The 20733-nt window shown below is 54.2% G+C and carries 32 protein-coding genes; all 32 read left to right on the top strand.

The window, feature by feature from the left end:
* The first annotated feature begins 25 nt into the window (after nt 1-25).
* A complete protein-coding gene (locus WKS99_RS06610) occupies nt 26-613 on the top strand; it encodes a hypothetical protein (RefSeq protein WP_340405597.1) in 588 nt (195 codons plus the stop codon).
* Nucleotides 614-623: 10 nt separating this feature from the next.
* A complete protein-coding gene (locus WKS99_RS06605; protein WP_340405596.1) occupies nt 624-1763 on the top strand; it encodes a hypothetical protein in 1140 nt (379 codons plus the stop codon).
* Between the two features lie 20 nt (nt 1764-1783).
* Nucleotides 1784-2128, top strand: coding sequence for a hypothetical protein (locus tag WKS99_RS06600; protein WP_340405595.1), 345 nt, complete (start codon nt 1784-1786; stop codon nt 2126-2128).
* A 7-nt stretch (nt 2129-2135) separates the two neighbouring features.
* Entirely contained in the window at nt 2136-3215 is a 1080-nt protein-coding gene (locus tag WKS99_RS06595; RefSeq protein ID WP_340405594.1) for an ankyrin repeat domain-containing protein, read from the top strand.
* A gap of 4 nt (nt 3216-3219) precedes the next feature.
* Nucleotides 3220-3840, top strand: a complete 621-nt coding sequence (locus WKS99_RS06590) for a hypothetical protein (RefSeq protein ID WP_340405593.1) — start codon at nt 3220-3222, stop codon at nt 3838-3840.
* A 13-nt stretch (nt 3841-3853) separates the two neighbouring features.
* The gene (locus WKS99_RS06585) at nt 3854-4450 is read left to right on the top strand and encodes a hypothetical protein (RefSeq protein WP_340405592.1); all 597 of its coding nucleotides are present in this window, start codon (nt 3854-3856) and stop codon (nt 4448-4450) included.
* A 14-nt stretch (nt 4451-4464) separates the two neighbouring features.
* The gene (locus tag WKS99_RS06580) at nt 4465-5304 is read left to right on the top strand and encodes a DUF2262 domain-containing protein (protein ID WP_340405591.1); all 840 of its coding nucleotides are present in this window, start codon (nt 4465-4467) and stop codon (nt 5302-5304) included.
* A gap of 12 nt (nt 5305-5316) precedes the next feature.
* On the top strand, nt 5317-5679 hold the full coding sequence (locus tag WKS99_RS06575) for a hypothetical protein (protein ID WP_340405590.1): 363 nt from the start codon (nt 5317-5319) through the stop codon (nt 5677-5679).
* 12 nt (nt 5680-5691) lie between these two features.
* Nucleotides 5692-6195: a DUF2004 domain-containing protein gene (locus WKS99_RS06570; protein WP_147571301.1), complete on the top strand. Its 504-nt coding sequence runs from the start codon at nt 5692-5694 to the stop codon at nt 6193-6195.
* Between the two features lie 16 nt (nt 6196-6211).
* Nucleotides 6212-6622: a hypothetical protein gene (locus WKS99_RS06565; protein ID WP_240287948.1), complete on the top strand. Its 411-nt coding sequence runs from the start codon at nt 6212-6214 to the stop codon at nt 6620-6622.
* A gap of 55 nt (nt 6623-6677) precedes the next feature.
* Nucleotides 6678-7274, top strand: a complete 597-nt coding sequence (locus WKS99_RS06560) for a hypothetical protein (RefSeq protein ID WP_240287949.1) — start codon at nt 6678-6680, stop codon at nt 7272-7274.
* Between the two features lie 22 nt (nt 7275-7296).
* Entirely contained in the window at nt 7297-7932 is a 636-nt protein-coding gene (locus tag WKS99_RS06555; protein ID WP_340405589.1) for a hypothetical protein, read from the top strand.
* A 26-nt stretch (nt 7933-7958) separates the two neighbouring features.
* Nucleotides 7959-8513: an SUKH-3 domain-containing protein gene (locus WKS99_RS06550; protein ID WP_147571305.1), complete on the top strand. Its 555-nt coding sequence runs from the start codon at nt 7959-7961 to the stop codon at nt 8511-8513.
* Complete coding sequence (locus tag WKS99_RS06545) at nt 8510-9505, top strand: DKNYY domain-containing protein (RefSeq protein ID WP_340405588.1); 996 nt, start codon at nt 8510-8512, stop codon at nt 9503-9505. The genes WKS99_RS06550 and WKS99_RS06545 overlap by 4 nt, the downstream gene beginning before the upstream one ends.
* A gap of 26 nt (nt 9506-9531) precedes the next feature.
* The gene (locus tag WKS99_RS06540; RefSeq protein WP_340405587.1) at nt 9532-10077 is read left to right on the top strand and encodes a hypothetical protein; all 546 of its coding nucleotides are present in this window, start codon (nt 9532-9534) and stop codon (nt 10075-10077) included.
* Between the two features lie 16 nt (nt 10078-10093).
* On the top strand, nt 10094-10420 hold the full coding sequence (locus WKS99_RS06535; protein WP_340405586.1) for a DUF5713 family protein: 327 nt from the start codon (nt 10094-10096) through the stop codon (nt 10418-10420).
* 221 nt (nt 10421-10641) lie between these two features.
* Nucleotides 10642-11373 carry a DUF4241 domain-containing protein gene (locus WKS99_RS06530; protein WP_445297945.1) on the top strand — a complete coding sequence of 244 codons (732 nt, stop codon included), beginning with the start codon at nt 10642-10644 and terminating at the stop codon, nt 11371-11373.
* An 11-nt stretch (nt 11374-11384) separates the two neighbouring features.
* Complete coding sequence (locus tag WKS99_RS06525) at nt 11385-12344, top strand: NTF2 fold immunity protein (protein WP_340405584.1); 960 nt, start codon at nt 11385-11387, stop codon at nt 12342-12344.
* An 8-nt stretch (nt 12345-12352) separates the two neighbouring features.
* Entirely contained in the window at nt 12353-12589 is a 237-nt protein-coding gene (locus tag WKS99_RS06520; RefSeq protein ID WP_340405583.1) for a hypothetical protein, read from the top strand.
* A gap of 15 nt (nt 12590-12604) precedes the next feature.
* A complete protein-coding gene (locus WKS99_RS06515; protein WP_340405582.1) occupies nt 12605-14086 on the top strand; it encodes a hypothetical protein in 1482 nt (493 codons plus the stop codon).
* 14 nt (nt 14087-14100) lie between these two features.
* Entirely contained in the window at nt 14101-14652 is a 552-nt protein-coding gene (locus WKS99_RS06510) for a hypothetical protein (protein ID WP_186853055.1), read from the top strand.
* Between the two features lie 22 nt (nt 14653-14674).
* A complete protein-coding gene (locus WKS99_RS06505) occupies nt 14675-15274 on the top strand; it encodes a hypothetical protein (protein WP_186853056.1) in 600 nt (199 codons plus the stop codon).
* Nucleotides 15275-15276: 2 nt separating this feature from the next.
* On the top strand, nt 15277-15519 hold the full coding sequence (locus WKS99_RS06500) for a hypothetical protein (RefSeq protein WP_340405581.1): 243 nt from the start codon (nt 15277-15279) through the stop codon (nt 15517-15519).
* A gap of 18 nt (nt 15520-15537) precedes the next feature.
* Nucleotides 15538-16407: an NADAR family protein gene (locus tag WKS99_RS06495; protein ID WP_340405580.1), complete on the top strand. Its 870-nt coding sequence runs from the start codon at nt 15538-15540 to the stop codon at nt 16405-16407.
* Nucleotides 16395-16853 carry a C-GCAxxG-C-C family protein gene (locus tag WKS99_RS06490; protein ID WP_240287971.1) on the top strand — a complete coding sequence of 153 codons (459 nt, stop codon included), beginning with the start codon at nt 16395-16397 and terminating at the stop codon, nt 16851-16853. Before WKS99_RS06495 ends, WKS99_RS06490 begins: the two co-directional genes overlap by 13 nt.
* Nucleotides 16854-16875: 22 nt before the next feature.
* Nucleotides 16876-17319, top strand: a complete 444-nt coding sequence (locus tag WKS99_RS06485; RefSeq protein ID WP_240287973.1) for an Imm51 family immunity protein — start codon at nt 16876-16878, stop codon at nt 17317-17319.
* Nucleotides 17309-17638 (top strand): hypothetical protein, encoded by a 330-nt coding sequence (locus WKS99_RS06480; protein WP_240287975.1) that lies wholly within the window; start codon nt 17309-17311, stop codon nt 17636-17638. Before WKS99_RS06485 ends, WKS99_RS06480 begins: the two co-directional genes overlap by 11 nt.
* Before the next feature lie 18 nt (nt 17639-17656).
* A complete protein-coding gene (locus tag WKS99_RS06475) occupies nt 17657-17974 on the top strand; it encodes a DUF6881 domain-containing protein (protein WP_340405579.1) in 318 nt (105 codons plus the stop codon).
* Nucleotides 17971-18381: a DUF6966 domain-containing protein gene (locus WKS99_RS06470; protein ID WP_147571317.1), complete on the top strand. Its 411-nt coding sequence runs from the start codon at nt 17971-17973 to the stop codon at nt 18379-18381. The genes WKS99_RS06475 and WKS99_RS06470 overlap by 4 nt, the downstream gene beginning before the upstream one ends.
* A gap of 11 nt (nt 18382-18392) precedes the next feature.
* Nucleotides 18393-18689: a hypothetical protein gene (locus WKS99_RS06465; protein WP_243201020.1), complete on the top strand. Its 297-nt coding sequence runs from the start codon at nt 18393-18395 to the stop codon at nt 18687-18689.
* 672 nt (nt 18690-19361) lie between these two features.
* Nucleotides 19362-20336 carry a hypothetical protein gene (locus WKS99_RS13470; RefSeq protein ID WP_374740645.1) on the top strand — a complete coding sequence of 325 codons (975 nt, stop codon included), beginning with the start codon at nt 19362-19364 and terminating at the stop codon, nt 20334-20336.
* Between the two features lie 15 nt (nt 20337-20351).
* On the top strand, nt 20352-20720 hold the full coding sequence (locus tag WKS99_RS06455; RefSeq protein ID WP_240287984.1) for a hypothetical protein: 369 nt from the start codon (nt 20352-20354) through the stop codon (nt 20718-20720).
* The last annotated feature ends 13 nt before the right edge of the window (nt 20721-20733 follow it).

The raw sequence follows: 20733 nt of genomic DNA, 5'->3' as shown, positions 1-20733 counted from the left end.
CACTGACCCAGGAGGTGGAACCGCAATGTCCATAACCGCCTATAAAGTTGAAGCCGTCGGACATGACCGAACCGGCGAAGACTATGGCTATGTGAATATCATGTACCGCTATGGCAACAAGCAGTCCTGTCCTCGGCCAGATCAATGTGAAAAGATAGAAGTTATGTGGGCGGATGAGAGCGTCTACGGGCCGCCCGCCCCCGGCAGCAAGGTGGGAGATTTTATCCAGACATGGCTGATGGGCTCCTGGGACTGCGGGGTATTTACCCACCGGGAGATCGCCCAGCGGCTCATGGATACCTTCACCGGTCTGAAGCTCAAGGAGCTGGCGTGGTTTGAGAACCCCAGAGAAAAGACGCTGAAAAATGGCAAACCGCGTGCGCGCCGGGCCAAGTGGCTGCCGGAGCGGGAGGTCGATCTGGTGTATCTCTACTCCGATCACTATCTTGACGCAAGAAATTCAGTTCCCGCTGAGACCGACTTCTTCACCGTCACAAGGATGGATTCCTGGGGCGTGAGCACCTGGTTCATGTGTACCCCAGAGGCCGCCGGGAAACTGATCGCCATGGATTACGACAATCTGGCCGTCAAGGAAACCACCATTGTGGGATAGGAGAAAATGAATGATGACTTTGGAACAACTGCCCCCCAAGGGCGTAAAGCGAGAACAGGCCATTTTGGAGCTGGGCAAGGAGGAAGCAAACGGCGAACTGCTTTTCCAGCTTGTGAATACAGAAAAGGGCAAATGCAAAACGGCTGCTCAAAAGGCTTTGGCGCAGCTGGAGTATGCCCCTGCTGCCCCCCTGTGGGCCAAACTGGTCAAGGGCAAATGGATGGGCAGCAATATCATGTCGGATACCTGTTCCGACTGTGTATCGGAGCAGATTGCCCCAGTTATTCTAAAGACTCTCTCCCAACTGCTGGACGAGGGGGACACAAAGCCCCTGGAAATCGAACAACTGAACTTCTGTTTCCATCTGATGTTGGGGAAAGCCTCGCCAAAAATGCTGGAGGTCTACCGCTTTCTGGCGGAAAACATCCAGCGGATCGCCCAGCTGAAACGCGCGCCAGTTTATCCGGATGATGATTGTACCTCCTGGTGGATCACAGACGGGCTTCGCATTTGGGATGCCACACCGAAGGAAAAAGAGAAAATTCCCGCTGTGGTGCTGACCGCCTCCCTGATCCGCAACCCGGATGAGCGACTGCAAGCATTGGCTGATGAGCTGAATGAACGCTACGGCGGCAGCTGGCTGATGCCGGTCTTTATGAAGGCGATCATCACCCAGCCCAAGGAGCAGGTGTATGAGACCTATTCGCCCCTTCTGGATACGCCGCAAAAAGGCTATTTGTTCCATGCGCTGGGAATGCTCCATTACCGCTGTTATCCGGAAGGCTGGACCTATGAACGCCTGGGCCCGGATGGAATGATCGCTCTGATTTTCTGGGGGGATTATAGCTATGGAACCTATGACACAAGGTTTATGATTGAACGCTATGTGGATCTGGATGAGCGGTGGCTCTTTGATCTGGCCAAGGACCCGGAGGGCCACAAACCTACGGTGACATGGCAGACCTACAACCGGGGCGGTGTGCTATATGGAAGCTACGACGAAATGTTCATCAGCCTGCTGCCCCGCAAGGTGGAAAACCCGGAACTGAAGCGCATTCTGTGGGAATACTTCCGTATTCGCAGCGAAAAAGTGAAAGTGGAAGAAAGTATTACTGTTTACAAAGACGCCGCTGAGCGGTTTGGCGATTAAGCAGGAATGGAGCGACTGGCATGATCGGAACAGATGAAAACCGGGCGGTGCTCCATGTGGAGGTCGTCTTCTGGAGCGGCAAACGAAAAATACCCCCCAGCCTGGTCAGTGGAAAGTATAGTCCCCATTTTGTTGTCACAGGAACCACTGAATATCTGGGTGTGTGCTTCCTGGATGGAACGGAGCGTTGTGCATTTGATGAAACGGCTTTGGGGAATGCTCAGCCCCTCTACCCGGACACTGTGGACTACGGCCCGCTGGAAAACAATGCGGAATTTTTGATCTATGAGGGAGCAAAAGTCGTTGGTAAGGGCCGGGTGCTGGGCCGGACGATACCATATAAAGTGAAGCCACAACGAAAGTAGGTGCCTTATGTACCAAATTGCATATATTGGCCACTGGGAGACCCTCCCGGAAACGGCTGCCGCCATCTGTGACCATGACACTTCCAAACTGGAGGCGTTGCTTCAAGGCGGTCTGAATTTAGATGTTCCCATCCAGCTCAGCGAATACATCAAGCTGATGCCATTGGAGATTGCGGTTTTTCGGAATGATGTGCCCATGATCCACTTCCTGCTGGAGCATGGAGCTGATCCCGGTCTGGCAGAGGAACAGCCCCTGCTGCTTACCGCCGCCCGCTGTTGTGGGCCGGAGGTGGTGGCGCTCTTTGCTGGACAGGCCGCAAAACTCAGCCCGAAGCAGAAAGAGCGGGCCTTCCAGGAAGTGCGCTGGGGCAAGCATCCGGAGAATATCCAGGTGCTGGAGCAAGCCGGGATCACAGTGGACAAGTTTGGCGGCGAGGCGTTCCGGGCGGCGGTGTCTGATGGGCAGGCCGAGCTTGCAAAACTGCTGCTGGAAAAAGGGGCGGACATCAATTACCACAAGCCGGACATGGTGTTCCCTTACGCCTCCACCCCTGTCACCGAGGCCGCCCGCTCAAACAATTTCCTCATGGTGCGCTGGCTGGTGGAACAGGGGACCGACATCACCATTGCTGACAAATACGGCGACCGGCCTTACACCGTGGCGGTGCAGAACAAAAATCAGGAGCTGGCTGACTACCTGAAGGCCCTGGAACCGGAGGACTGGCACAACGAGCAGGAAAAGGTCCGGCAGCTCATGCCCTATAAGCTGCCCGCCAAGCTGGTGGAATATCTGAAAACCGGCCCCTTGCGGCTGGAATTCCCGGAGCAGGAGTGGGTGAAGTGGGCGGAGCTCTACTCCTTCATGGATGTGCAGGAGATGACCTGGAAACGGAAGAAGCTGCTCTCCCTGATGGTGCAGATGGACAACTACAGCGACTATCTGCTGCTGTGGAGCCCCAGGGACAAAAAGCTGTGGTATCTGGACATCGAGCATGAGGAATTCCACCCTCTGGCCAAATGGGATGACTTCATCGCAGATCCCGGACGGTATCTGAACGGGATGATTGAGGGTGAGTTTGAGGAGTAAATCCATGACATCAATAGACTTTCTGAACAAGGTACATAAAAACCTGGACTCGCAGGAATACAGCCTCTCTTATTCTCCGGCCAAGTCCAAGAATTATATGCTGTACTGCAACGGCAGCTTTATCGGCGGCCTGTTCGATGAGGAGCTGTGCTTCGTCTACGCCGACAGTGTGAGCGAGCTGCTTGGGTGGCCGGGCCCCGTCTACCGCGGCTACTCCAGCACCGCCCAGCACAGGATGCTGGTGATTCCGGAGGAGCACTGGGAGAAGGCGCTGAAACTGCTCTATGCCGAAAAATTTGACTGGAACCGTTTGGTGTACGACATCACCTACACCAGCATTGGCGCGGCTGTGGTGGAGGACTTCTACGACGAGAATGTGGTATTCCTGCGCTTCTGCTTTGAAAAGGAATTGCTGAAAAAGAACCCTCTGGACCGGCAGGGCCGTATCCTTCGGATGGTCTATCTCAATCAGGATTTGACAGAAGCGGGCAAATATCTGTTCCCCAGACTGATGCAGAAGTTTCTTGTTTTTACAGACCGCAGCGGGAAAACCAGCCTGGAAACCATGCTGAAACGGTGGTACACCGCGCTGGAAAAGGAATACCGCAATCAGACGGCGGGATAAGGAGGGCAATAACATGATGACAGAAGAAAACAGAACCTATATTACTCAACTCAAGGTCACGGATGTTCCGTGGCACCGGCTCACCACCGCCTATGGCCGGGGGACGGAGTTTCCCGCACATCTGACGGTACTGGAGCAGATGTGTGACTTGGCGTCCGTCAAAGAGTCCCTCTATGAGCTCACCACCAACATGGAGCACCAGAGTACCCTTTGGCATACCACCCCTTTCGGCATGGTGTTTCTGAGCCGGATTCTGGGGAAGGCCCTTGCGGAGAGCGGCCGGAACCCCGCAGCCCATTTTCTGGCCGGGGAACTACTGGACTTCTTTGCCTGCATCCTCCAGTGCTTCCACGATGGAGATGAGCTGGAGCACGCCTCTCCCCTACCCTGCTTCTCCGATTTGTTAAAGGAAGAATACCTGTGGTCGGAGGAATACGACGAGGAAGAAGATGAGATGCGCTACGAGGAGGACGAGGTGTTCCCCGATGACCTGTTTTACAGCTTCTATTACTACTCATGGCAGGCAGTGCTGGCCTACCAGGGCGCACTGGAGCAGGAGATTCCTCCGGAGTTTACCCCCAAGATCGCGGCAGTTCTGGAAGGGCTGTAAGGGAGGCTGCACCCATGTTTGAAGAATTTTATGAGATGTACGAGCCCGAGGAGCAGGAAGTGGTGGCTTTGATCCGCAACTGCATCGGGGGCGGATACAACAATAGGGGCAACTTTTGGCAAATGACCGTCGTGACACTGGGCGTGGTGTTCTGTGACACCGGAAAGGTCAGCACCAAAGAGGAGCGGCTGGAGTGGCCGGTCACCGATGAGGAACGAAACAGCGGCAAGGGCTGGGGACGCTTTCAAAGCGAGCAGATCTGCCGCCTGAAGATCCGCCGGATGAAAGAAGACTGGGCAAAGGATCTGGTGGTGCGGCCCTGGTGTATCTCCCAGGTAGTCAAGGCCCATGAGGACTGCCCGGAGCTTCAAGCCGTTCTGGACGAGTACCACAAGCCGGTGGTGATTCAGGACCAGGTGCTGGGAGAACTGACACTGGACAAGGACCATGATGCCTTTGAGGGGGAGATTCAGTGGCGCGGAAAGGCTGTGCTTCTTTCTCTGGAGGTCAATGCTGAAAGCAAGCCCTCCTGGACCCGCGCCCGCAGTGCCGCCAAGAAGCTGCTGGCCGACTGTGAAACCTGGGACAAGGCCATGCGGGAGCTTGCGGCCAAGAACCTGACTGGGCTGGCCAACGACTGGCTCTCCCAGGATGAGGATAACCCCCGCGATCCGGAAACAGACCCCATCACGGAGGAAGAACTTGCCCGGCGGATCAGCATGACCAGCCTGTCCGTCACCTCCGGCGGCAGCTTCACCGCCTGGTTTGACTGCGACGAACTATTTACCGACCATGCGGTGACAGTCTACGGCTCCCTGAAAAAGGGCGTCAAAGCTGCCAACATCGAGGGGTAAGGAGGCGCAGAGATGAAACTGTATGAGTATTGGCTTGGGTTGTATCCCCTTGATTGGGAATTTTGCTTTATGCCAGTGCAAACCTATAAAAGCTTCATCGCAGAGCAGTATCATAAAAACCCCGCTTTTTACAACATATCAGCGGGTTCTATTGAGGCGGTATTGGCACACATTGACGCCATTTTATCTGCGGCTATGGAGGACTGGAATAAAACCACGAACCATGCTGTCCTGCGTTGTCCTCCAATGATTTTTCCTCTCCCAAAGGGACAGGAGAGCAATGTAGCGGAATTTGCTGTCATTCTCAAGATGGATAATGATGGAGATACAGTGGTCTATTCACCAATTCCATTGCCCCATCTGGAAAACCAATAAGGAGGTACAGAGATGAAACTGAACTGTAAACGCATTGATTTACCATATACGCCCGGCGAGGAAATCTTCAACTTTCCCGAAGAATCGGGACTGCCCTTTCTCTTCGATGTGGAGGAAGAACTGACTGCTGATCCTGCTGCTATGGATGCGGTGGGAGAAATGCTGGATGAGGCGGAGAAATTGGCGGAAAAGGCCAAAGCCGCCATCAAAGCGGCGCTGGCGGACGAGGACAGCCGCTACCATAGCATTGTGACATTTTTCATGGAGTTCCACCGGGACGAGGTAGGCCCGGATATTGCGGCGGAACTTTTTCCGGGAACCGACCCATCCAAGCTGTCCTTTGCCGAGATGGTGGACTTTTTGAAGCTCAAGCGGTTTGGCAGCCTGGTGGATAGCGAGATGAATCAACAAGTTTTCATTATGGATCTGTCCTTCAACCCGGAGATCACCGACGAGCTGATGGTGGTCTACTTTGATTTGAACAAGGAGATTTTTTGTATTACTCATGAGAGCTGAGGAAAGAGCGTTACCTATGGAAAAAGCGGCTGCTGTTAACACCTGCTTAGGTGTTTTGAAGGGACGGGACTGCATCTATCTGGATCAGGTGAAACAAGATGATCTGAACAATCTGACCTTTATGGGGGACATCAATGGCCATCTAATCTCCCAGCACAGTGACGAAAAAGACTGGTTTCCCTACACACTCACCTTCCGGCGGGTGCTGACCTATTTTGCCTGTGAATTGGACACCTATGAAAGTCTGGCTGGGACGGGGCGTCTGGATGGCAGCTCTTTTGATTTAATTGAGGATAGCACCTGGCTGAAGTCTTTGCCGGTGCGGGAGGACTTTGACAAAGGCATCTATCGGCACTACCGGCTGTTTACATACGATGATGTTTACAACATCATTGCGGTTTCCTATGAGTTTGCGGCAGAGTTGTAAATGTCTGAAATATGGATAATCATTGAAAGAATCAAGCCAGGAAGGGGGCGCGGCAATGAAACAGAATAGCAAACGGCGCAAATATCTGCCCACACTTCTGGTTCAGCAGATCCGCCTGCAATGGTATAAAGACTGCCGGGGCGGAAACGCGGCCGCACAGCGGAACCAGTATCCCAAAGCCATGCGGCTGCCGAAAGACTTCTTCTCTTACTATTCCTTTGGCCTGCCTACACACTTTGTATCGATCTTACAGAGGCCCGATGGATTTCAGATCGATAGGGACTGTCGCAGGCTGATGGAATGGAAGCCGAATGGCACAATGCGGCTTCACCCTTTCGAACTGATTCAGCAGGAGTCCGGAATCCAGGTGCGTTACCGCTATGATTGGCATATTGGTGCGATACCAGAGCGATATACCTACGATAAGGCCGGGCAAAAACAGCCCCTCAATGAACTGGCACTGGATTTGGCTCCCGGTGAGTATGGAAGCGCTGTCTGCAATGGGCGGTTCCGGGACTGGGATACAGGAATCTGGTATTATGTACTGGATATTTTGAATGTGATGCCGCTTACAGAACCCACTGACTCATTGACCAGTTTTACGGACAGAGAGCCTAATAAGATATATACCCAGATCGACCGACTGTGGTGACGAAAGACAGGAGGATAACCGCATGATTTCCACAAAAGATTTATCTGGCCTACCCAATGTGGAGCGCCTGAAAAACTTCTGCAAAGGGCTGGCGGCTCTGGACATCATCATGGTGGAGGAGGAATGGAGCTTCATCCGCCACTATACCTACAACCCCGCATGGCGAAAAGGCAAAGAGGCATTCTTTGCCACTGATGGCAGTGACCAAAGCATGATCGTCATGTTTGCGCCGGAAGGCTGTGTAATCAACGGTGTGGACTCTGAACTCTACGACTGGGAGGAAAAACTTCCCCGTATCGAAGACCTGACAGATGGGATGCCCCCTGCTTTGCAAAAACTCATGGGCAGCCGTGAAGTCAAAAAGATGAAAAGCACCTTCTGCGTCTGGACGGAAGATGGCACCACCTGGCACTGCAATCCCATGAACGGCGAGGACGCATCCAACGATCTGCTCTCCACGATTGATGGCAATCCACAGACCTATGTGGAGTACGGGAAGTGGTTTTACCCAGCAGACCTACCTTTGGAAGCTGTGCGCCAGCTTGCGGACGGGGTACCAGTGACAAAAGAACTGGTCGCTGCGTTGAACCCTAAGCGCAATGAATGGGAAGAAATCAAGGCGGGCCTGGGCAAGATTGGGTATCCAAATGAACTTTGATTCACAGCAGACAGGAGATGAATTGAATGATCAAAGAACGCATCCCCATCTCCGGCGATCTCAAAAGCAAGGTTAAGCAGCTGATGGAGTACGCCGGATGGCAGGAAGGCCGCAGTGTGGATATTTCCATTGCGGAGCAGTATTACGCCGCTCATGGCATCCCGATGATGAAGACCACCCAGCGATTTTACCGTAAGTATTTCGGCCTGTGCTGTGAGTGGTACCTGGCGCAGAAAAAGCTGAACTGGGCGGCTGACTTTCAATTCGCTCTGTTCCCTTACCTGGTCAATGGGATCAAAAATCATTTGGAAGAAGCCTTTTTTCGGGATATGTCCGGCTGTGAGCTGGCGGAGATCGAGCAGGCAGCTGGTCAGAAGTGCCAGCCCATCGGTCACATCGGCTATTACTACCCGGCAGAGGTTTGGATCTCGGAGTACGGGAAACTGTATGCAAAATATGAGTATCAGGACGAGATCGAGTGCTTTCCCGATGTGTTTGCCCTGATTGAACGGGAACTGCGGCAGTGCAAATTTGATTCCGCCGCTATGAAAACCGTTGGGGCACTGGACGGAAAACTATGAAACAGGACTTTATTATTTGGCGCAATCAAATATTGCAGAATCTGCGGGACATTTCACCGCTAACATTTGGGATGTCACAGGATGAGGTCATGGAGGTATTCGGCAAGCCAGATGCCGTTTCCACTATGAGAAGCGACGGGAAACCTTTGATCTTCAAATATTGTGACATTGAACTACATTTCGATAGAAAGGCCCCTCATGGGCTCCACTTGATTTACAGCGACGATGAGATTGAGTTGAGCATCACAGCCGAGCACGGAGAAATGCTGCAACCAATCACCAACACAGAGCCGGTGGACAACGAATTTTTCCTTCGGGATGGAGCCGTCTATTTCTCCGGCCTATATGAAAACGGTCTGCTCAAAGGTGTTGCGCCCAAAGGCTTCTGCTGCTGGCGTTACTGGGGCAAATCCTCTACGGCCTGCTTTCTCGGCGGGATTCGCCTGCGTGGAGCAGACCCGGCATCGTTTCGGGTGTTAAACTATGCCTACGCGATGGATAAAACAGCCGTCTACACCACCAGCGGGAGAATCCCAGATGCAGAGCTGGCAGCCTTCCAGGTATTAGACAACGGCCAGAACGATTCGGGTGCGCCCCAGGGATATGCAAAAGACGGTCATCAGGTCTACTTCCACAACGGGGACGGCAAGGTGAAGATCATCAAGGGCGCGGAAGTTTCCTCTTTTCGCTCCTTGGGCGATACCTATTTTGCCAGAGATGAGAAGCGGATCTATGCCTACGGCAAGCAGCTTTCCAAAGCAGAGCTGACTTCTTGGAAACTGCTTGGGCACTGGTATTCCCGGGATGCTAAGCGGGTGTATTACCTCAACCGGGAGATCAAGGGGGCGAATCGGGACAGTTTTGTGGTATGTACCCCGCTGGACGCGCCTCCGCTTGCCGATCATCTGGCCCGCGATAAAGACCACTTTTACCAGAACGATGAGATAATGGAAGAAACACAGTGGCGGGAAAGGCTGCACGAGATAACCTAAAAACCGTAAACGGAGGGAAAACGGCTATGGACTATTTGAAAACACTGCATGAAAATCCTGATTTGGCAGAGGAATTTGATTCGCTGTTTGACTTCTTCCTGCTGGATGAGTTGTCCCCGCGGGATGACGCAGAAGGCCGATGCACCTTTTCCCTGCCCGGCATGGCGTTTGCCAGGGATGGCTCCGGCGGAGAATACCACCTGTTGGAAGATGGCTCCATCGGCTATTACAGCAGCGAAGGCGAGGCAGGCCGTCTGGCTGAGAGCATGGATGACCTTTTTTCCCTGCTTGTGAGCTGTATTTGCTGGCACGACTGCTGTGACACAAAGCTGTATGTGGATTCCAAAACATTGGAGGAGTATGGGCAGAGGCAGCGCAACTGTAACTTGGAAGATATGGATGTGGACAGCTTACGGCGGGTGTCTGATGCCCTCGGCATCCCTACTGGTGAGCCGCTGGCTCCGGTTCTGGAGCGGTTCCGCAACGCAACCCAGCGTGAGCCTCTGTATCAGTGTATATTTCACGAGGACGACGGAAGCCTGACCGAATCATACGGTCTGATGTTTGAATGAGAAAGGAACAATCCCTATGAAAGCATTTGACCCCAATTACAAACTGCTGGACGAGATGTATCAGAACGATTACTATCCTGCTTTTCTGGTAGACAAGGTAAAGGACGAGCTTCAGAAGGTCATCGACCTGCTGGAGAGCGGTGAAACCGACACCGAAACGGTGCAGGAAACGCTGGACGAGGCGGTCTGCGGCATCAACGATCTCCAGGAGGAGTTTGACGAGCACGACAGCGAGATCGAAACGGTGGCACGGGAGTGTATCGCGGCAACTGTGGCCTACATTCTGGCGTGGTTCAACATCCCCATTGACACTGAGGAGGCCATCCGGGAACGGGACTGGTGATCCCTATGGCAGAAAAAGAACTGGCCGTTTGTGATGAGTGCGGCAGTCTGTTTTTCAAAGGCTCATCAAAGATGATGGGGCTGTGCCCGGAATGTGCCCATATTCTATATGGCTACCCGAATTGTGACCATCATTTCCAGAATGGCCGGTGTGTGAACTGCTGCTGGGACGGCTCAAAGAGTGTGTACATCAAGAAACAGAATCAACAGGAGGAAACTGATATGCCTACAACTGAATGGCTGAACAAATACGAATCCATCAAGGATAAACTGACCTGTAAAGATGACTTGGAGGCCCACTTCACAGAGAAAGTGATTGGGAACATGGGCGTGGATGTACTGGACATCGGCGCAGTCCATTTCACCACCGGGCAGATCTTCGCCTGTGATCCGCTGGTGGAGCTGGAGGACACTCTGCCGTTCCTTCAAACGATCCCCGCCGGAACTTATCCGGTGAAAATCTGCGTGGTGCCCAGCGAACAATACGGCGACCGCTACGCCTGCGTCAAGGTGGAGGTCAGCCAGGAAAAGCCTGTCCGCTATGAGCTGGGCATGACGGGCAACGAGGAGTTGGACGCGGCGCTGGGAGATGACGACTACTTCGGTTTCGGCGTGGATGCCGGGATGGGGTGTATCGCGGACATCCAGACCCAGGCGGCCTTCAAGACATACTGGGCCAAGCGGCTGGAGGAGGACCCGGACATCGACCCCTACAACGACCTGTTCTGCGACTTACTGGAGGAAAACGCCCAAGCCCACCCCAAATATCAGGGAGACTGCGGCGACTGGCTCAACTGGACAGTACCGGACACGGACTGCAATCTGCCCATCTTCTCCTCCGGCTGGGGTGACGGTTACTATCCCGTCTACTTCGGCTATGACGCCAAGGGAGACGTCTGCGCCGTGTATGTGCGCTTCATCGACATTGAAGCCTGTTATAGAGAGCAGGAATAAGGAGGCACGCTATGGAATGGCCAAAACGGGCACGGACAGCGGACTGGGAAAACGGTGTCCTGACCTTGGATGGAGAGAAGCAGTTTGAGATCCCGGAGCTGACCGCCGAGATCATGGGGCGGCTGGCCGGTTATACCCTGGTGGGCTTCCACACAAAGGGATTCCCGGTGACGGATGAACTGCTTGCCCCCTTTGCCGGGCATAAAAGCATGGTCAATTTCGGCGTGGAGAAGGGCGCGCTTACCGACGCTTGTTTCCCCGTCTTTTCCGCCATGCCCAAGCTGCGCTATCTGCTGCTGGACGGAAATGCCGCCATCCACGGCGGCGGCCTGTCCGCCCTGCAAAGCTGTAAGCTGGACCTTCTCACCCTCAACCACACCGGGCTGGACGACGTTGGACTGCTCCAGGCGTCCTCCATCCCCAAGCTCTCCCACATCCAGATCGACCATACCGCTGTGACATACGAGGGCCTGCTGGCCATCGCCGGCAACAACTACATCCATCCGGTGGCCCATAAGCAATTCACCAAAGAGCAGATGGAACACTTCTCCCAGCTCCAGCGGGAAAAGGCCAAAAAGCCCGCCCAGCTGGATGAGCAGGCAGCGTCGGAATGCCGCAGTGTGTTGTCCGCTTTCTTTGCCGAAATGACAGAATGGGAGCAGTATATGGAGCAGGTTGGGTTTGAAGATCCCGAGGCTGTGCCCCGCCTGCTGGCGATCTGGGAGAAGTATGTGAGCGAAAAGCCCCGTCCGGGCTATCTGCCTCTGGATCTCTCATACAGTGCCCAGGGCACCTACAAGGGCGAGCAGTTCCTGGATGCAGAGCAGATCACCAAGAACAAGCTCTATATCTATACCAGAGAGAAAAACACCGGCTTTGACCGCCGCTTTCTCATGAAGCGTGTGGGCGGGGGCTGGATGATCGACGCGGTGCAGGAGCGGCTGGACGGCTGGCAGCGCACAGGATTGTGAGGCATCACATGGCTTGGGAATATGAAACCTTTGGCCCGGACGGTCAATGCAAATTGTTCGGTGTGAACATCTTTGACTACGACTGGCAAACCACCGGAAAGCGGGTAAAAGTCCAAGACCCTATCTATCACCAGGACCACACTTTCGAGGTCTGGCAGGTGGAGCTCGGCGGGCAGATCCACCGCTTTGCCGCCGGAGAGTTCTCCAACTGCGTATGGGGATTTTATTTAGAGAAAGACGGATGAGAGGAGCGTGAACCCATGAAAGCCAGCGCTGGAGAGGTCTATACCGTTTACAACCAATATCTGAAACGCTACACCGCCTGCCAGGTGGCCTATATTGCGCCGCCGGACTCGGTGAGCAAGGAACCCTGGGCGGTGGTCCTCTCTCTGGACTGGGTGGGGGACGCGCCTCTGACCGCAGAGGAACTGCCCCATCTCCGTCCGCTCTACAAGGACTTCATGTACTGGTCCCGTGACCTTCACTTGCTGCGGGTGCCGGTGGAGGTCCCGCCCCAATATAAGTTAGTGGGCACACTTCCGCCCTTCACCGACCAGCCCTGCCGCTCCTACGGCGGCTGGAATGACGGCTATGATGTGTGCCTCCAGATTCGGTGGCAGGCCATCCCGGAAAAGCGGCGGCGGGCCTTCAAGGAGGCCATGGAAAGCGACGAGCAAACGGAGATCGGCGGTATCCCGCTGAAGACCAGCAGCCATCAGGTGATGGACCAGTACGCGCCATTCGATTCGGCGCTGGAACTAAAGGCGCTGCCCTGCCTCTCCGACCTCGTCTGCCAGCGGTGGCACCCGGATCTGCTGGAGTTTTTGCGGGAAAACCCATTCCTTGATGAACTGACTTTGCTGAACCACGGTCAGAGGACGCTTGATCTGCGGGGCACCAGCATCAGAAAGCTGATGCTGGACATGAACGGGCTGGAGGAACTGTGGCTGGGTGAGGATACAGAGCAGCTCCTGTTCCAGAACAAGGGGCCGGACGCCTGTGCCATCCATGCCCCCGAAGATGGCGGCGGTTTGACCCTCCAATTTATCGGGGAATACCGCCCGCACACGGAACTGCCGAACCTTTGGGGGCTGCATGGCATCCAGCTGAAGGACTTTGATCTCACCGGACTGGATGCTGTCCATCCCCATCTGAAGGAGCTGCGGCTCTGGGGCGCTCCGGGAAATCTGAGAAACTTCTCCGCCGTGGGAGGGTTCCGGGAACTGACGAACCTCTCCACCTTTGACCTGTTCGGCTTCGGGGCGGACGACATCCCCACCCCGGAGCAGATGCCGGAGCTTCGCTGGTTCTGGATGACCAGCCTGCCGGAGACAGCAGCAAAAGCGGCAAAGCAGCTCTGGAAAAGCAAGCCGGGAATGGATCTGCGCCTCACCAAACCCCGGAAACCGGAGTGGCTGGCGCAAAATCTGGACAATCCCTTCCGAGGCTGGGACGGCGCGGAGCATATCCCTGCCGCCGCCGCGAAAAAAGCAGCCAATCAATACCGCAAGACCCGCTCCCAGCTGATGAAGCTGGCCGCTGAACCGGGCGAGGGCGCCCAGGCCCCGGCGCTGGATGCGGTGGCAGCCTACACCCAGACCTTCAACAAGATGGGCTTTATCGAAACCGAGGAACGGGATGAAATTTACATGGCCCTGCGGGGTATCCTGGATGCCCTGCCGGGCGATACGCTCCAGAAAGAAGCCCTGATTGAGAAGTTTGAGGAACTAAGAGATTTTTGAGGAGAACAAGTAGCATGATAGAGTTCAGCAAGGATCATAGCTCGGCATGGATGGAAATGATGTCGGCCTATCAGGTTTTTCGGGCAAAGCTGTTTGATTGGGCCCACGAACCAGATCAGATAAAACAAAAGGATTTGCTGCTGGAGCTGGACTCTTGGCAAAATCGGGATCTTCACAGAAGGATGCTGGTAGTAGATCTTCTGCACAGCACAGATATGTGGGACGAAAAAGCCCTCCTCTTAGTTCTGAAAGAACTGACAGCGATTGCCCTACTGGAACAGGATGAGATTGCCGCTTATGCTCGAATGGCATTGTCTAAACTCAAAGACCAGTCGGAGCGGCTTACCATTGCCGATGAGGTGCTTCGTCTTGCAGCGGTCGAGGAAGAAAAGGCGGAACCTGATCCCGTTGTATTCCACAACGGCTGCCTGCTGCTGTATGAGTTGCACTGTGAAGTAGCGTTCTCGCAGTATGAAGATCGGTATGCGAATCTGATTGAGCAGGCATACGGTTTAGATGAAAAAGACTTGGCGGGCATGAAAAAAACGCTGTCCGCCGAGCCTTGAATTGAAAGGAATGTGTGGGCGCATGAGCCGAATCGTCGATGAACCCTATTTTACATACAATGCCTACAACGCCCTGACCTCCGGCATCCAGGTGAAATGCCCCAAGTGCCACGGTGCGGGTGTTGTAACGGCGGATGATGGCAACGCCTATTTCCTCTGCCTGAGCTGCGGTCATCAGGAAATCCGTGACCGGACGATCTACCGCTATGATGTCCATAACCAGTGCAAAAACTGCGGCAGGTACTACCGGGTGGATATTGAAGATACTGCAAAACAGCACTTTTCCGTTCTCCATGTGGCCTGTCCCTATTGTGGGACAACCATGTCGGGAGAAGTTCATAAAACAGCGGAGGCTTTCTCCTACATTGCTGATATTCAGAACGGACGAGAGCCTTATTTTGGCCTGGAGCTGTGGTTTTTGACCTCATTCCAGGGTAAGCCGGTCTGGGCCCTCAACCGGGAGCACCTTGCCTATCTGATCGACTATCTCAGCGCCGGCCTGCGGGAAAAGCCGTTTGGAAGTCCGAAAAAGACCCAGGCCGACCATCTCCCCACCTTCATGAAAACCGCAAAGAACCGGGAGCGGATCGTGAAGCTGCTGAAGAAAATGCAGGAGGAATGAGGATGGAACAGAAAGTAATTTACAACGGCCAAATTCTTACTCTGACTCACTTTTGGGCAACGGGAGAGCCCTGCCTGTGGATCACTGACCCGCAGCAGATCGGAATGCCCAAAATGGAGTTTGTGGGTGGATACCCAAATGAATACTGCATTTTTCTGAAAAATCTGACTGAAACGGAACTGGCACAGATCACATCCCTTGACGGCGTTCCACTGGATGTGAGAGAAGAACTGCGGCAGATCTAATGGGAAAGGACAAATCCTATGGCACTACAAGATAAGAAAATCATGCCTCCCCCCTGGCTGGCCCACCGGGAGATCGAGCGATACTCCATTGGCTGGCGCATGGGTTATGGGGAGGATTACATATACCGATTTGGCGATTGGCTGGACACTCTCTCGCCGGAGGAGCGGGCGGAATACCGCGCCCTCTTCCCCGAACCGATGACCTGGAAGGGCTGGTGGGATAACGAGGACAGCAGCGAGGTGCTGGAGCATGGCGGCTTCTTTGTGGAGGTGTGGCAGCCGGAGGGCCAGCCCAAGTACACCCGGCAGTGGCTCCAGCAGGAGTTTGCCGCCGGGAGAACGCAAGAGCTGTGCCTGTTCTGGGGCCATCAGCCTGCTGAGGACGGCCAGCTGACAAAAAGCTGCCTCAGCCAGTGGTGGATGGAGGACTTCTGGTCTGTTGCCGACACCTACCTCTGTATGGAGCAGTATATGATGGCAGGCAAAGCCGGGCTATTTGGGGATAGTGAAATCCGGGAGCAGATTTTGAAATGCAGCGACCAAAAGCAGATCAAAGCCCTGGGCCGCAAGGTGCGGGGCTTTGACCAGAAGGTATGGGACAGGTTCAAATACGCCATTGTGCTGCTTGGCAACTGGTACAAATTCAGCCAGAACCGCGAACTGCGGGAGTTTCTCCTCTCCACCGGGGACAGTGTGCTGGTGGAGGCCAGCCCCTACGATGCCATCTGGGGCATCCGGCTCTCGGCCAGCTCCCCGGAGGTCCAGGACCCCATGAAGTGGCGTGGACAGAACCTGCTGGGCTTTGCGCTGATGGAGGTACGGGACGAACTGCGCCGGGTGACGCAGAATGAAATGCTTTGCGATTGGAGTACAGTATGGGAACAATGAAACTCTATGAACTGGTCAACCACTACCACATCGGCACAGACCTGACCTGTGCCGAGGCGATGTTTCTGGCTTGCAATGAATATTACCATCTGAATTTATCCGAGGAAACCCGGAAGATGTTCTCCGTCATGGGCCTTGGGATGCAGACTGAGCAGTCCTGCTGCGGCGCTTTTACCGTGGCGGTGGGGATCATCGGTCTGACGACCGCCAAAGAGGGCCAGACGGATGTGGACAACATGGAAGGCTACCAGATGATCGCTGAATTGACGGAGTTTATGCTGGGCTTCTACGGAACGCTCCACTGTATCGAGCTGCAAAAGCTGGAGATCGTGGGATACGAAAATCCCTGCCACGCCATTGTGGAGGCGCTGGCCAAAAAGCTGGAGGAGCTGCTGGCGGGCCGCAGGATCTTCCGCCCGACAAACGGGGGGCAGATCGGTTCCTGATATGCCGGAAAAGGAGAACACCATGAAAGACCTTTGCCAATACGGAAACAGGCAGGATAATGAATGGGAAATCCTGCCCTGGATACCTGATCCGCGCCCGCCATTCAAAATTTGGGTGAAACCAGAGCAAATCGCGCCATTCTTTCTCATTCCCCACCACCCCTATGCAATCTCCCTTCTGCTGAAGATCAGCGACGGATTCCGGGCAGAGGAATTCTGCCGGCTGGGACTGACCGGCAGCAGCGGGGACTGGGAGCGGCTTGTCCGGGGCGTAATCCGGGAGTTTGAGGAAAACAACAGCGGCAAGGACCTGTTTCACTTCGACTCCGACAAGGATGTGTTCTGCGTGTATTCCCAATACATCGACGATTTGATGCTGCTGTCCAAGATGATCCGAGCGGCCTGTGACGATGAAAAAACGATGGGGGCTTATCTGGGCAAAGGAGAGGTGGAACATGAGAAATAAGGAACAGGAGCTCGCATGGCAAAAAGTAATAGAAGCCTGTATGGAGGATGTGAAAAAACACTTTGCTGATATAGAGCAAAGTGTCGAGTTCGGCGCATACATACAGCCGGAAAACTACTTCGTGTCCTACATCTTTGCCACCGACGTACAATTAGAAGCGGCACAGCAGAGCGGACTGACGGAACAGGTCAATTCCTATCACAGAGAGCAGCTGACAAAGCGCCATTACCCCATTGAGGGAATCAAGGACTGCACCTTTGCCTCTCAGGAGGAATGTGACCGGGAATTTGGCGGGAATTGGTATTACTATTTCAAATGATAGGATGAGGGCATCAAGATGATTGAATACATCAAGCTCTTTTGGGAGGGCGCACCGGGGGAAGAACCGCCGGTTATCCTCTATGAAGTGGATACAGAAAATGAGCGGCTGGCCCTCCGTTCCATTGACATCTTTGCGGATGGCAGCACCCGCAACATCCCTGACCTTTACGACGGTGCTATCGAGATCACGCCGATTCCCACCGTGGAGGAATTGAACACCCATGTCTGGGGCGAGGAGTTCCACGCCTGCGTCATAGAGAAAGCGGAATTTGAGGCTATCTGGCAGAATCACACCTACAATGAAGAATTAAAGGGGACAGGAGAAATTGGATGAAACAGACCGATATTTATACCGAGGCTCTAATCTGTCTGCGGTCGATTTTACAGACGGACCACCCGGAATTCAAAAACTGGATCGACTGGCTGGAGCGGGATATTGAGGACTGGACCCAGCGGCGGGAGGTCGCCCACCATCTTCAGGCATACGGCGGCATGGGTTCCTTCAACGACCTGCCCAGTATGCGTGGAAATCATGACTATATTTTCGACTTTCTCAAGTCCGTGTGCTATGCCTTCGGCCATCTTTATGGCAAACGGGAAGGCATTTCTCCAGAAGCGTTGATGAAAGAATGTGTCCATGATGCCGAACAAGCATCTTATCACCCCCGTAAAGAGCTGAACCAAGCCATTGCCCAGCACTTGATGCAGGGCGATTTGCAAGAGAATCTGAATCGGATGTAGGAGGACAAACGATGGTTCAAGCGTGGCGCAAGGTGAATTTTGGCACTGGAACAGTTACCTTTTTGGATGACACACAAAAAGAAGATATGCTGCAAGTGGAATATCCAAACGGATTTTTGTTGGATATGGGCTGGTATCAGGACAGATACATCATTTCCATCATTCATAATTTTGATTGGACGCATCCAGTCAAGCGGTATGAAGCGGCAGATAGGGATCAACTTCCTGCGCTGTTGACAGAGGCGGCTCACAGTGTAGAACGGGCATCTCAAAATGACAAAGTGGAGAAATGGCGCAAAGAATCGTGAGGTAAGCGTATGGCAAAAGACATCAGGGAGTGCCTGCTGGAGCAGGCAAGAAAATTTCATCAGTGGCAGGAAATCACTTATCCCGGAAAAACCGCCGAGGAGATTGGCGGTGCGTGGGAAGTCGATTATCCATACTGGAATGACACTTACAGCGCCTTTTGCCATGTGTTGACCCAAACGGATGCAGAAACGGCAGACAGCGTCCTGCTGGATGAGATGGTCTATCTGATCGCCAGGGCCAACGAAGCGGAGGGGTTTATACAGGAGACCACTTTCCATCCCAAATGGTTCGAGTGCCTCTGCCGCAGGGCCGCAGCCTCCAATGAGAGTGAGGCCAAGTGGCAGTTTGCCGCCTATCTGCCGGAATGCTCATGTAGTCAGAAAGTCAGGGATATAATTATGGATTTCGCAAAGGACCCCAATGAATATGTGAGCCGTCGGGCACTTTTGGCGATGCCCGCTCTGCGTCCCGATTGTGTGGAACAATTTGCTCCGCTGTTTTGGGAGCGCAACTGTTACTCTCCTGAACTTCAGGAATACCAGCGGATCGCTGTTCTGATTTCGCTGGACGCCATCCATTCCGACCTGCTTCCACAATACTTGGAGCGGGCCAAGCAGGATGGTCGGAGCTATCTGCTGGAACACGCAAAACGAATCGAAGGAGGACTTGCCATGAACGAAAAACTGTCCCGTCCCCAATTCAATCAAATGGAAACCACCGAGAAGCAGGCACTGATGGAACGCCTGGCTGCTCGTTATACTATGACCTTTCTCGGTCTACATACTTTTGACCGCTGGGGCCAGAGCTGCACCACCGGTATCTTCGAGAAAGATGGCCGGGAGTTCGTCTTTGTCCCAGGCGATACCATCACCCTGGGCTGGGAGCAGTTTGCCGTGGGGCTGAATCAGGAGAGCCGGGAGGAGTTGGAGTACCTGTTTCAGGAGTGGGAGATGGAACCGCAGAACCCGGAGGAGATGGTCCGGGAAAGCATGGCTCCCGTTCGGCAGGCGGCCATTGGCCCCATGCTGGTGGGCCGGGAGCTGGAGGAACTCTGCTGGGAGCCGGTCAAGATGGACGATCCCAGGCTGACTGCCCACCCTGACTGGCTGGAGAAGTTCCGTGATTTTGCCTGGAGCGACCTTGACAGTCTTACCTTGCACCAGTCGGCTCGCATAGAACGGACAGAAGATGGATTTCAGACCTGGATCTATAGCCGCACAGACTACGATGCGCTTCTTGCCGGGCTGGAACAGCAGGGGCTTTCGCTGCCCACGGCGGACGAGTGGGCCTACCTGTGTGGCGGCGGGTGCCGCACCCTGTTCCCCTGGGGGGATGGAATGGACTACTCCATGCACCTGCACCACTTTGAAAGCCCAGAGGATGAGGACAAACCCTTCGATATGGAGGAACCCAACTTCTTCGGCCTGTCCATCGCCTACGATCCCTATATGCGGGAAGTGGTGCAGGCTGATAGACTTACCACCTGCGGCGGTGATGGCGGGCGCAGCATCTGCGGCGGACTGGGAATCTTTCTCGGTTTCCTGCCCTGTTCTCCCCACTGTAAGCCGGAAGTGCAGGAGGACAAGGAACTGAACGGAGATTATGACTTTTATCGGCCCATTATCCGGGTGGAGTTTGATGGATAGACCGGAGTGATACGAATGGAAAAAGAGAATCTTGTTTGCCCCTCCTGTGGTCAGTTGGCGGCACAGATGAAGGAGGACGGCAGCATCTCCCACCGCCAATATGACCAGCTTCTCCAGAAACTCATGGAACTGGAGCGGCAAGGTGACATGGAACTGTTCGCCGGTGACTGCCCACTGGAGGATACCGGCGCGGTGCTGGACGCTGAACAGCACTATACCGCCTGCCACTATATGCAGTGCCGCAGCTGCGGAGCCCTCTACTTTGTGGGAGCCTGCATCCGGGGTGCGCCGGTCTTTCGGCAGGTGGCAGACATCAGAAAGGAAAAACTGGACACCCGGCTGTGGGGCCGATGTGGAACCTACTACTTACAGAAAAAAGACTGAAGGAGGCGTGACA

This window comes from Flintibacter sp. HCN-6482 (assembly GCF_037892565.1).
Taxonomy (GTDB): Bacteria; Bacillota; Clostridia; order Oscillospirales; family Oscillospiraceae; genus Lawsonibacter; species Lawsonibacter aceti.
This window is presented reverse-complemented; position numbering and strand designations above follow the sequence as displayed.

What these genes read in the sequence shown, in the direction of transcription:
- WKS99_RS06610 (WP_340405597.1), top strand. Translation starts at nt 26, where the DNA reads ATGTCCATAACCGCCTATAAAGTTGAAGCCGTCGGACATGACCGAACC.
- WKS99_RS06605 (WP_340405596.1), top strand. Translation starts at nt 624, where the DNA reads ATGATGACTTTGGAACAACTGCCCCCCAAGGGCGTAAAGCGAGAACAG.
- WKS99_RS06600 (WP_340405595.1), top strand. Translation starts at nt 1,784, where the DNA reads ATGATCGGAACAGATGAAAACCGGGCGGTGCTCCATGTGGAGGTCGTC.
- WKS99_RS06595 (WP_340405594.1), top strand. Translation starts at nt 2,136, where the DNA reads ATGTACCAAATTGCATATATTGGCCACTGGGAGACCCTCCCGGAAACG.
- WKS99_RS06590 (WP_340405593.1), top strand. Translation starts at nt 3,220, where the DNA reads ATGACATCAATAGACTTTCTGAACAAGGTACATAAAAACCTGGACTCG.
- WKS99_RS06585 (WP_340405592.1), top strand. Translation starts at nt 3,854, where the DNA reads ATGATGACAGAAGAAAACAGAACCTATATTACTCAACTCAAGGTCACG.
- WKS99_RS06580 (WP_340405591.1), top strand. Translation starts at nt 4,465, where the DNA reads ATGTTTGAAGAATTTTATGAGATGTACGAGCCCGAGGAGCAGGAAGTG.
- WKS99_RS06575 (WP_340405590.1), top strand. Translation starts at nt 5,317, where the DNA reads ATGAAACTGTATGAGTATTGGCTTGGGTTGTATCCCCTTGATTGGGAA.
- WKS99_RS06570 (WP_147571301.1), top strand. Translation starts at nt 5,692, where the DNA reads ATGAAACTGAACTGTAAACGCATTGATTTACCATATACGCCCGGCGAG.
- WKS99_RS06565 (WP_240287948.1), top strand. Translation starts at nt 6,212, where the DNA reads ATGGAAAAAGCGGCTGCTGTTAACACCTGCTTAGGTGTTTTGAAGGGA.
- WKS99_RS06560 (WP_240287949.1), top strand. Translation starts at nt 6,678, where the DNA reads ATGAAACAGAATAGCAAACGGCGCAAATATCTGCCCACACTTCTGGTT.
- WKS99_RS06555 (WP_340405589.1), top strand. Translation starts at nt 7,297, where the DNA reads ATGATTTCCACAAAAGATTTATCTGGCCTACCCAATGTGGAGCGCCTG.
- WKS99_RS06550 (WP_147571305.1), top strand. Translation starts at nt 7,959, where the DNA reads ATGATCAAAGAACGCATCCCCATCTCCGGCGATCTCAAAAGCAAGGTT.
- WKS99_RS06545 (WP_340405588.1), top strand. Translation starts at nt 8,510, where the DNA reads ATGAAACAGGACTTTATTATTTGGCGCAATCAAATATTGCAGAATCTG.
- WKS99_RS06540 (WP_340405587.1), top strand. Translation starts at nt 9,532, where the DNA reads ATGGACTATTTGAAAACACTGCATGAAAATCCTGATTTGGCAGAGGAA.
- WKS99_RS06535 (WP_340405586.1), top strand. Translation starts at nt 10,094, where the DNA reads ATGAAAGCATTTGACCCCAATTACAAACTGCTGGACGAGATGTATCAG.
- WKS99_RS06530 (WP_445297945.1), top strand. Translation starts at nt 10,642, where the DNA reads ATGCCTACAACTGAATGGCTGAACAAATACGAATCCATCAAGGATAAA.
- WKS99_RS06525 (WP_340405584.1), top strand. Translation starts at nt 11,385, where the DNA reads ATGGAATGGCCAAAACGGGCACGGACAGCGGACTGGGAAAACGGTGTC.
- WKS99_RS06520 (WP_340405583.1), top strand. Translation starts at nt 12,353, where the DNA reads ATGGCTTGGGAATATGAAACCTTTGGCCCGGACGGTCAATGCAAATTG.
- WKS99_RS06515 (WP_340405582.1), top strand. Translation starts at nt 12,605, where the DNA reads ATGAAAGCCAGCGCTGGAGAGGTCTATACCGTTTACAACCAATATCTG.
- WKS99_RS06510 (WP_186853055.1), top strand. Translation starts at nt 14,101, where the DNA reads ATGATAGAGTTCAGCAAGGATCATAGCTCGGCATGGATGGAAATGATG.
- WKS99_RS06505 (WP_186853056.1), top strand. Translation starts at nt 14,675, where the DNA reads ATGAGCCGAATCGTCGATGAACCCTATTTTACATACAATGCCTACAAC.
- WKS99_RS06500 (WP_340405581.1), top strand. Translation starts at nt 15,277, where the DNA reads ATGGAACAGAAAGTAATTTACAACGGCCAAATTCTTACTCTGACTCAC.
- WKS99_RS06495 (WP_340405580.1), top strand. Translation starts at nt 15,538, where the DNA reads ATGGCACTACAAGATAAGAAAATCATGCCTCCCCCCTGGCTGGCCCAC.
- WKS99_RS06490 (WP_240287971.1), top strand. Translation starts at nt 16,395, where the DNA reads ATGGGAACAATGAAACTCTATGAACTGGTCAACCACTACCACATCGGC.
- WKS99_RS06485 (WP_240287973.1), top strand. Translation starts at nt 16,876, where the DNA reads ATGAAAGACCTTTGCCAATACGGAAACAGGCAGGATAATGAATGGGAA.
- WKS99_RS06480 (WP_240287975.1), top strand. Translation starts at nt 17,309, where the DNA reads ATGAGAAATAAGGAACAGGAGCTCGCATGGCAAAAAGTAATAGAAGCC.
- WKS99_RS06475 (WP_340405579.1), top strand. Translation starts at nt 17,657, where the DNA reads ATGATTGAATACATCAAGCTCTTTTGGGAGGGCGCACCGGGGGAAGAA.
- WKS99_RS06470 (WP_147571317.1), top strand. Translation starts at nt 17,971, where the DNA reads ATGAAACAGACCGATATTTATACCGAGGCTCTAATCTGTCTGCGGTCG.
- WKS99_RS06465 (WP_243201020.1), top strand. Translation starts at nt 18,393, where the DNA reads ATGGTTCAAGCGTGGCGCAAGGTGAATTTTGGCACTGGAACAGTTACC.
- WKS99_RS13470 (WP_374740645.1), top strand. Translation starts at nt 19,362, where the DNA reads ATGAACGAAAAACTGTCCCGTCCCCAATTCAATCAAATGGAAACCACC.
- WKS99_RS06455 (WP_240287984.1), top strand. Translation starts at nt 20,352, where the DNA reads ATGGAAAAAGAGAATCTTGTTTGCCCCTCCTGTGGTCAGTTGGCGGCA.